We start from the raw sequence: 704 nt of genomic DNA, 5'->3' as shown, positions 1-704 counted from the left end.
CGCCGGTGTTGCGCACGGTGAGGGTGAGGGCGACGTACTGCCCCTTCTCGGGCTGGTTGGTGGTGTTGACCTGCGCGGGCGTCACGTACTCCGCGCTGACCACCGTCACCTTCATCCGGGAGGTGACCTTGAAGTTCTCGCCGTACTCGTCGGTCTCGCCGACCTCGTACGTGCCCGACTCGCCGACCGCGAGCGACGGGGCCTTGGCGGCGGGCGTGGTCTTCGCCTCGGTCGTCTCCTCGGGCACGTCGAGCGGGGCGTCGCCGGCGGCCTCGGCGTCCGTACCGGTGGCGGCCTCGCTGGCGGCCGGCCGCGTGGTCGACGCGGCCGGGTCGGCGGCGCCCTTGCCGTCACCCCCGTCGTCGGAGCAGCCGGCGAGTACGGCGCCAAGGAGCGCCGCGGACGTCAGGACAGCAAGGGCGCGGGACACGCGCATGGGACCCCCCGAATGGCCACGAGCGGCCCGAGCGCCGCTGGTGCGGGCTCAGTATGCACCGAACGGTTCCCTTTGGGCGCATGGCGTATCTCACCCGCTTAGTTCTCCGCGGCCGGCCGCCCCGGGACCGCCGAGGCGGTCAGGTCGCGGTCAGGTACGCCGGTCGGGGCGGGGGCGCCGGCCAGACGGCGGCGGCATCGGGGCCGGAGACGCCCACGGCGTCGATCAGCCGCAGCGCGGTGACCACCGCGAGGTCGTACTCGTGCGC

At 74.3% G+C, this 704-nt stretch carries 1 pseudogene; it reads right to left on the bottom strand.

Going from position 1 to position 704, the window contains the following annotated elements:
• A pseudogene (locus tag KUM32_RS26915) lies at positions 1–436 on the bottom strand (DUF4352 domain-containing protein); the annotation flags it as partial.
• Between the last annotated feature and the right edge of the window lie 268 nt (positions 437–704).

It is taken from the genome of Streptomyces sp. AC627_RSS907, from assembly GCF_019049165.1.
This window is presented reverse-complemented; position numbering and strand designations above follow the sequence as displayed.